Below are 6,963 nucleotides of genomic sequence, written 5' to 3'. Positions count from 1 at the left end.
GGCGCTGGAGCTGGACAGTTCTCGAAGTCGAATTTTAAACTTTCTTATTATGTAAAAAGAAAAAGGTTGACTGCGTCAACCTCTAATTAGTTTTTAAATGCAGAAACAGGCCCTAGTTCATTGGCTAGATACTCCCGAACATTTGCTACGAAAGTGACCAATTCATGAAGATAGGCTGAAAACTGCTTGTTAAGCTCTATATGATCGATACTAATATAGTCCTGTACAAGGTTTTTACGATAGTGAATAAGAATTTTTAAACTTTCTCCTGTTTTAGCCGTAATGACTTTTTCATCGACTAAGATATCGATAATGTCTTCATAGCTTCCAGGATCACGCATGATAAATCCGTCAATCATTGCATTTCCAACATCTAAAACTGACTCAATCATCATTTGATTTAATCGTTCTAAAGCCGCTTTTTCTAAGGATGATGACCAATTTTTTTGCTGTGAAAAGAGGTGAATGAGTTCTTCTAAATAAATTAATGTTGCTTCTATTTTTTCCCTGTCTACAAAATACATAGGGTCCCACTCCTTTTTCTAAGTTGCAATAGCTGATACCAACGCTGTAGGTCGTGCATAAAAATACCCTTGTGCCAAGTCCACATTGTTTCTTGTTAGTACGGATGCCTCGTTTTCATTTTCGATTCCTTCCGCTACAACTAGGGAGCCCGCTTCCCTAGCTACTAGCATCAACCCTTTTAGCATGGATTCTTTAATGGAATTTTTATCTATATTTTGTATAACTGAACGATCAATTTTAATAATATCTGGCATGATGTCACTAATAATACTCAAACTAGAATACCCAGCACCCGTATCATCCATAGCAATTTTATAACCCATTAAGCGCAGCATTTTTATATTATAGATAAAGTTTTTCAGGCCTTCAATTGAATCATTTTCCGTTACCTCAATGGTAATCTGACGAGGGGGTATTTCTTTATATTGCTGCATTAACTTTTTAAGATCGCGGGTAAAACGGATATTTCCAAGCGTGAGCGGTGTACAGTTCACAAATATATCTTTCCTGCACTTGGCAGCTTTTATTTGTTCAAGCACCTTTTCTAACACAATCATTTCTAAGTCATATAGCAAGCCTGTTTGCCTTGCTACCGAAAACAACGGTAAAGGGCTTTCGAGAACCGACCCTGTTGGACCACGGGTGAGCATCTCCCACGCGCGTACTTCTTTCGTAGCCACGTCTATGATTGGTTGTGCTAATAATTTTATATCTTTTTTTGAAATAATCCTTTTCATTAAGTAAACCATTTCATTAAATTCAGATTTCACGCGTTTTTCAGCCATGGCAATAGCCTGTCTTTGAGCTCTTCCAATTGAATCCTGAATGGATAAATGTTTTTTTTCTACAAACATATAGCCAGTCTTAAACATTGGCTGTAGGTAAGGATAAGCCATATGCAGGCTATGCTCCACGCTATAAACTATTTTCCTCATCGCTAAATCAATCTCAGAGAGAGAATGACGTGTATAATCTACTTTTATGTATAACGTTAGTCCATCGCCGTAAAAATCATCAAGGGTAATCACATCTTGCTTGTCTATTTCTTTCTCCACAGCCAAGCGAAAGAATTTTTTTGTATGTTTGATAAAATGATGGCTTTGGGACTGTCCTAATTGCTCTAATAATTCACTCATATCATTTAAATGAAAGAAAACAACAGCTACCTCGTGTCCTTCTTGAAAAGTAGCTTTTACCCCTTCTAACACAGGATTTCTTACTATAAATTGGGGAGGATAAAAGCGCATGGATGAGAGAGGTAAGACAATCTTTCCCCATTTCAATACACTTTTGACCTTTTCTTTGTACCGACGGACCATTAAATTCATCCCTCTCAGAAGCCAACATACATGATTTACGTATATTGTAGCATAATTTGACATCATTCGTGTTTTTTTTAACCATAAATTTCTAGTAAAAAATCACGGAATATTCTTTACTCCCCTCCGTCCCATTTATTTGTTACTATATAGAAGATGTCAGTTTTAATTAAAGGAGACCATTTCATGAAAGAACGCTTTTTCCTATACGATGATACAGAAAATACGAAAACAAGATTTGTTAGCTTTGTTGGAGAAAACCAGCGATTTGATTTAGCTATTGTCCAAAGTGACCGTCATTATGGAAAGCATTTGGTCCTTGATATGCAAGGAAACCGCTTTGCTATTATTGGATTGGATGATTTACAAGAAGAGGGATATTTAGAATATGCTTTTCAGTTAAGTGAAGAAGATGCCGAGGAATTACGCGGCTTTTTGATGGAGTTAATTTAAGTTTCATAAATACACACTTTTTTTCAAATAATAGGGGGTAAAGGAGTGTGTTCATCATGGCAGATAAAGATTCTGAGCAGTATAATGATTTCTCGAATGTGGAAGCTCAAAGGAACTTCTTAACGGTAGAGGATCTTCCAGAAGGCGCTTACGGATCTCCGAGGGGTAAAAATGCTCCTGTTGAGAATAAAAGCACCCCTTGGGAAAAAGGACAGCGCTACTACAGTGCATTTAATTATGAATATAAATCACTCCATGAAGATTTGCCTAGACAGATGGACGGGGCACACCCGCCACATGATGACCCTGAAACAGACAAACAGGCTCCCTATAATGAATAAAAACCAATGGAAAAGTAAAAAGAGGTTGACACAAGTCGACCTCTTTATTTTTTCACTTTTTTCAATACAAAGTATGCACAGCCAAAGTTGCAATATTCATAAAGGTACTCACTTAACGTGCTAATTTTTGTATCAAAAGTAGCTTTTTGGTTTTGGTCATCAAAGAACCCTTTCAGGCGCAGCTGCCCATATCCCCAATCTCCTACAATATAATCATACCTAGATAAAATATCGCTATACCTTGATTTAAAGGCCTCTTCATTATACCCATCCCGATATTCCTGGAGAATTTCATAAAAGATATTGTTTATTACGATCATATTATTCACCTCAGTTATCCCAGCCATTTCCTACTATCCATTATAACCGATTCACCATCAATTACTAAGAAAAAAAAACGTAACATTGGCCATTCTAATAAAAGGAGGTGTTTATGTTGAAAAAATTAATCGTAATCGCTGGATTATGTACTATAACTGCATTAACTGGGTGCACAAAGGATACGGGAAATCGAGATGTATATGAAGAAAGCGGAAATACCATTAATGTTAATAATAAACGACATGAACTCTACAATGAAGGCGCAAGCCGAGGAGTTCGTAATGTTAGCGACAATTATGGATTTGTCCGTCATCAGAAGAGCCCCATTATGAATGATAACACGGCTAATGATGGCTATACAGCGTTAGACCGTGAACAGCTTGCCAATATTATTAGTAAATATAGTGTAAATGTTCCTAACGTTAATGACGCAGCCACACTTGTTACTGATCAAGAAGTGTTGATTGCCTATGTTACCGATTCAAAAGATCGGAATATGACTGCTGACCAGGTGAAGAAAACCGCATTTTCAGTCGTTCCAAGATACTATCACGTATATGTAACGGATAATAAAGCGCTAATGCGCGATGTTGAAAATTTAGCCAATCTTGACTCTACAAGCCGCAATGCCCGTCATGCCGTTACTGAACTGATCACACAAATGAAAAAATCCCCTCAGGGTATGCGTTTGAGTGACAGCGAAAACGAAAATGGTGAAACGCCTGATGATATGGATATCAAAAGGATTAATATGCATAAGCGTTAAAACTACAAGAGAGAGGTTGACATCCGTCAACCTCTCTCTTCCCACTTTTTATGCTTCCTTGGCTTCTTTCTCACCAAGTAATTGCTTGTGTTTCGCTGCTGCGTTCACTTGTTCATCTGCATGGTAAGAGGAACGGACAAGTGGACCTGCTTCACAATGGCTAAAGCCCTTACTGATGGCAATCTGCTGTAATTCCTTAAATTCATCAGGGCTATAATACTTCTCAACCTTTAGATGACTTTTCGTCGGCTGCAAATACTGACCTATCGTCATAATATCTACATGATTCGCTCTTAAATCATCCATTACTTCCAAGATTTCTTCTTTTGTTTCTCCGATGCCAATCATTAAACTTGATTTAGTTGGAATGCTTGGCTGCATTTCTTTCGCACGACGGAGGAACTCAAGCGAGCGATCATATTTAGCGCGAGCTCTCACTCTTGGTGTTAAGCGTCTAACGGTTTCGATATTGTGATTAAGGATATCTGGTTTCGCATCCATTAATAGTTGTAGATTTTCTTCTTTCCCACCCATATCAGAAGGAAGTACTTCAATACTAGTGAATGGGTTTTTACGACGAATGGCACGAACCGTTTCAGCAAAAACAGCTGCCCCACCGTCCTTTAAATCATCACGTGCAACGGCTGTAACTACCACATGTTTTAAGTTCATTAATTGAACGGAGTCGGCCACTCTTTCAGGCTCTTGCAAATCTAATTCAGTTGGTAAACCGGTTTTAACCGCACAGAAACGGCATGCGCGCGTACATGTATCACCTAGAATCATAAAGGTTGCTGTACGTCTTACTGCCCAGCATTCGTGAATATTAGGACAACGGGCCTCTTCACAAACTGTATGAAGATTTTTTTCACGCATCATTTTCTTTAACCCTGTGTATGACTCATTGGTATTTAGCTTTATTTTTAGCCAGTCAGGCTTTCGTAGAATCTCTTCTTTTTTACTCATTATGACACCCCTTGAATCCCATTAGTATGTATGGTGAGTGAGTTCTTCTTTGTCACTTTACCATACTAGAAAAGGAACGACAAGCAAGGAGTTTTTTATTATATTACCAATTATTAGCCATAATGAAATGACTCAATATCCATAAACTAAACTTGTACATTAATTGGGAAGGAGGATTCCTGTTGCGGGCTGTTCTGATTATTGGTACTTTCCTTTTATTCTTCACCTCTTCTTTTGCAGTAAGGAATGCTCATGCGGAGGAACCCGATCCATATAAGGAAAGAATGAAATTATATAAAAAGGTTGAAACGGTCACACAAATTCCATGGTATTATTTAGCAGCCATTGATCAATACGAAAGAAGCATCCGACAGGTACGCAAAGACTTGCCTAAACCAGATAGTGTAATCGGAATCTACTTTCGTCCTGAGGAGTGGGCCGGACTGACCAATCCAAACTCGGAAGAAGAAAACCCTGCTGCTATCCAGTTTTTCAATGGAATGGGTGTGGATGGGGATGGTGATGGAAAAGCAAGCTTTAAAAGCGATGAGGATGTTTTATATGCATTTGCCCATTATCTTCTTTCTTACGGTGTTGATCCTGATAATATAAAGATTGGACTATGGAATTACTACCATCGTGATAAAACGGTCGGAATTATTGCTGGTAAGGCAAAAATATATCGCCACTTTGGACGGCTTAATTTAGATACTCAAGTATTCCCAGTACCTATTCGTAGCAATCATAGCTATAGAAGTACTTGGGGAGATGCAAGAGGTTGGGGTGGGAGAAGAATTCACGAAGGAACGGATATTTTTGCAGGCTACGGCGTTCCTGTTCGAGCTACCAACTATGGCATTATTGAAATGAAGGGCTGGAATAAGTTTGGCGGCTGGAGAATCGGTATTCGTGATATTAATAATACGTATCATTACTTCGCCCATTTAAGCGGGTTTGCTAAGGATTTAAAAGTTGGGCAGATTGTAGAGCCAGGAATGGTCATTGGTGGTGTTGGAAGCTCTGGATACGGCCCGCCAGGAACCTCAGGAAAATTCCCTCCGCACTTACATTATGGTATGTATAAAGACAATGGAATAACCGAATGGTCGTTTGACCCTTATCCACATTTAGCCAAATGGAAACGTCTGGAACGGATAAGTATAAGAAAAAAATAGAGGCTGACCCTAATCAGCCTCTTTCTACTTTCCGGACTTTTTCGTTTCGGATTTAGTTTTGGTGTCGGTATTCTTTTCTGGTACTTGAATAGATGGAGTGATGCTTCCTCCACCGCCATTGTAGAATTGTGGAACCTCCCCATGGACCAACGATCCACCTACAGGTATGCTTTGTTTTAATTTGGTAATTTTCGTTGCAAACGGAGTAATAATCTGAACGGACACTTGTATATCTACAGAAACCTCCACCCATGTATTATTGATCCCCATTTCCTTTGTTTGGATATGGACATCCGGTTCCACTTCACCAATGGCATGAAATTTGACTGGTATTTTCGGTCCAATATTCCCCAACAGGGAAATATTCGTTGCTTGCCCTAATGGTACATACCAGACAATTCCATCATCCTTTTCCGTATTTTCCGTTTCGATTTCAACATCCGTTTCTAGTAAGGAAATTTCGCCCCTTTTGGCTGTTTTTAAATTCTTTTGAATTTGTGCAGTAGTTTCAGCTAACACACGATTGATTAAATCTGTATTTAATTGAGCATTTTCCCCTGTTCCATTGCTACTCGGGAGGATTTTAATAACCTCATTATTATCCCCCACATTTGTTGTTCGCTTGGTAATGGCACGATTAATGACAAGAGAAGCAATATTCCGCGTTTCTGATTCAGCATATCGCATTAAGGTGGGCTCGATCCCCTTATTAACAAGCCATAAGCCAGTGGCAGTTGAAAACAGAAAAAAAACAAAGGTCAGTAGCATGACATATCGGAAAGGCAGCGGTCCACGCTTAGGAAGACGCCGGCGTAATTTTCTCAAGAACAATCACCCCTTCATGCTATATGTATGCAAGGAAAAGGTGAACTAGCCCAATTAAAATCCTTTGTTCAGAGTATCTGATACAGATAAGAAAAACTCAATCGCCTTGGACGGTACCAAACAAGAAGTCTGGTCGATTTTGCGGAGCGCGGACAGAGATTTATTCGCACGTAAGCGTAAAAAAATCCTAAGCCTTTAGTAGCCAGGCAACCTTGCTATGCGCATTAGAACTTTCTTCTATTTACCGTTGGCGCACTTTTCCCCTTGCCACG

Annotated in this window: 9 protein-coding genes; 4 read left to right on the top strand and 5 right to left on the bottom strand. The window is 39.0% G+C overall.

Translation table 11 applies throughout. The annotated features are described in order from the left end of the window. Positions 1 to 86: 86 nt before the first annotated feature. Positions 87 to 524, bottom strand: a complete 438-nt coding sequence (locus ABES03_RS21240; RefSeq protein ID WP_430120428.1) for a DUF86 domain-containing protein — start codon at positions 522 to 524, stop codon at positions 87 to 89. Positions 525 to 542: 18 nt separating this feature from the next. Continuing rightward, positions 543 to 1,844, bottom strand: coding sequence for an EAL domain-containing protein (locus ABES03_RS21235; protein ID WP_430120426.1), 1,302 nt, complete (start codon positions 1,842 to 1,844; stop codon positions 543 to 545). Positions 1,845 to 2,030: 186 nt separating this feature from the next. Between ABES03_RS21235 and ABES03_RS21230 the strand changes: the two genes are divergently transcribed. Together ABES03_RS21230 and ABES03_RS21225 are read left to right on the top strand one after the other, a co-directional pair. After that, positions 2,031 to 2,297, top strand: coding sequence for a DUF3055 domain-containing protein (locus ABES03_RS21230; RefSeq protein ID WP_335532747.1), 267 nt, complete (start codon positions 2,031 to 2,033; stop codon positions 2,295 to 2,297). 56 nt (positions 2,298 to 2,353) lie between these two features. Next, positions 2,354 to 2,638 carry a cytosolic protein gene (locus ABES03_RS21225; protein WP_430120424.1) on the top strand — a complete coding sequence of 95 codons (285 nt, stop codon included), beginning with the start codon at positions 2,354 to 2,356 and terminating at the stop codon, positions 2,636 to 2,638. 44 nt (positions 2,639 to 2,682) lie between these two features. Here ABES03_RS21225 and ABES03_RS21220 read toward each other — a convergent pair whose 3' ends face one another. Continuing rightward, entirely contained in the window at positions 2,683 to 2,958 is a 276-nt protein-coding gene (locus tag ABES03_RS21220) for a YutD family protein (protein ID WP_430120430.1), read from the bottom strand. A gap of 113 nt (positions 2,959 to 3,071) precedes the next feature. Here ABES03_RS21220 and ABES03_RS21215 point away from each other — a divergent pair, with 113 nt between their 5' ends. Next, positions 3,072 to 3,725 carry a YhcN/YlaJ family sporulation lipoprotein gene (locus tag ABES03_RS21215; protein ID WP_430120422.1) on the top strand — a complete coding sequence of 218 codons (654 nt, stop codon included), beginning with the start codon at positions 3,072 to 3,074 and terminating at the stop codon, positions 3,723 to 3,725. A gap of 48 nt (positions 3,726 to 3,773) precedes the next feature. Here the strand turns inward: ABES03_RS21215 and lipA are convergent, their stop codons facing one another. Then, positions 3,774 to 4,691, bottom strand: coding sequence for a lipoyl synthase (gene lipA, locus ABES03_RS21210; RefSeq protein WP_430120420.1), 918 nt, complete (start codon positions 4,689 to 4,691; stop codon positions 3,774 to 3,776). A gap of 182 nt (positions 4,692 to 4,873) precedes the next feature. Here lipA and ABES03_RS21205 point away from each other — a divergent pair, with 182 nt between their 5' ends. After that, the gene (locus ABES03_RS21205; protein ID WP_430120418.1) at positions 4,874 to 5,866 is read left to right on the top strand and encodes a M23 family metallopeptidase; all 993 of its coding nucleotides are present in this window, start codon (positions 4,874 to 4,876) and stop codon (positions 5,864 to 5,866) included. A gap of 24 nt (positions 5,867 to 5,890) precedes the next feature. Here the strand turns inward: ABES03_RS21205 and yunB are convergent, their stop codons facing one another. Next, positions 5,891 to 6,691: a sporulation protein YunB gene (yunB, locus tag ABES03_RS21200; protein WP_430120416.1), complete on the bottom strand. Its 801-nt coding sequence runs from the start codon at positions 6,689 to 6,691 to the stop codon at positions 5,891 to 5,893. Positions 6,692 to 6,963: the final 272 nt, after the last annotated feature.

It is taken from the genome of Neobacillus rhizosphaerae, from assembly GCF_050477885.1.
Lineage (GTDB): Bacteria > Bacillota > Bacilli > Bacillales > Cytobacillaceae > Neobacillus > Neobacillus rhizosphaerae_A.
This window is presented reverse-complemented; position numbering and strand designations above follow the sequence as displayed.

Excerpts from the sequence above, each read along its gene's own strand:
- ABES03_RS21215 (WP_430120422.1), top strand. The coding sequence starts at position 3,072 with ATGTTGAAAAAATTAATCGTAATCGCTGGATTATGTACTATAACTGCA.
- ABES03_RS21225 (WP_430120424.1), top strand. The coding sequence starts at position 2,354 with ATGGCAGATAAAGATTCTGAGCAGTATAATGATTTCTCGAATGTGGAA.
- ABES03_RS21240 (WP_430120428.1), bottom strand. The coding sequence starts at position 524 with ATGTATTTTGTAGACAGGGAAAAAATAGAAGCAACATTAATTTATTTA.
- lipA (WP_430120420.1), bottom strand. The coding sequence starts at position 4,691 with ATGAGTAAAAAAGAAGAGATTCTACGAAAGCCTGACTGGCTAAAAATA.
- ABES03_RS21230 (WP_335532747.1), top strand. The coding sequence starts at position 2,031 with ATGAAAGAACGCTTTTTCCTATACGATGATACAGAAAATACGAAAACA.
- ABES03_RS21235 (WP_430120426.1), bottom strand. The coding sequence starts at position 1,844 with ATGGTCCGTCGGTACAAAGAAAAGGTCAAAAGTGTATTGAAATGGGGA.
- ABES03_RS21220 (WP_430120430.1), bottom strand. The coding sequence starts at position 2,958 with ATGATCGTAATAAACAATATCTTTTATGAAATTCTCCAGGAATATCGG.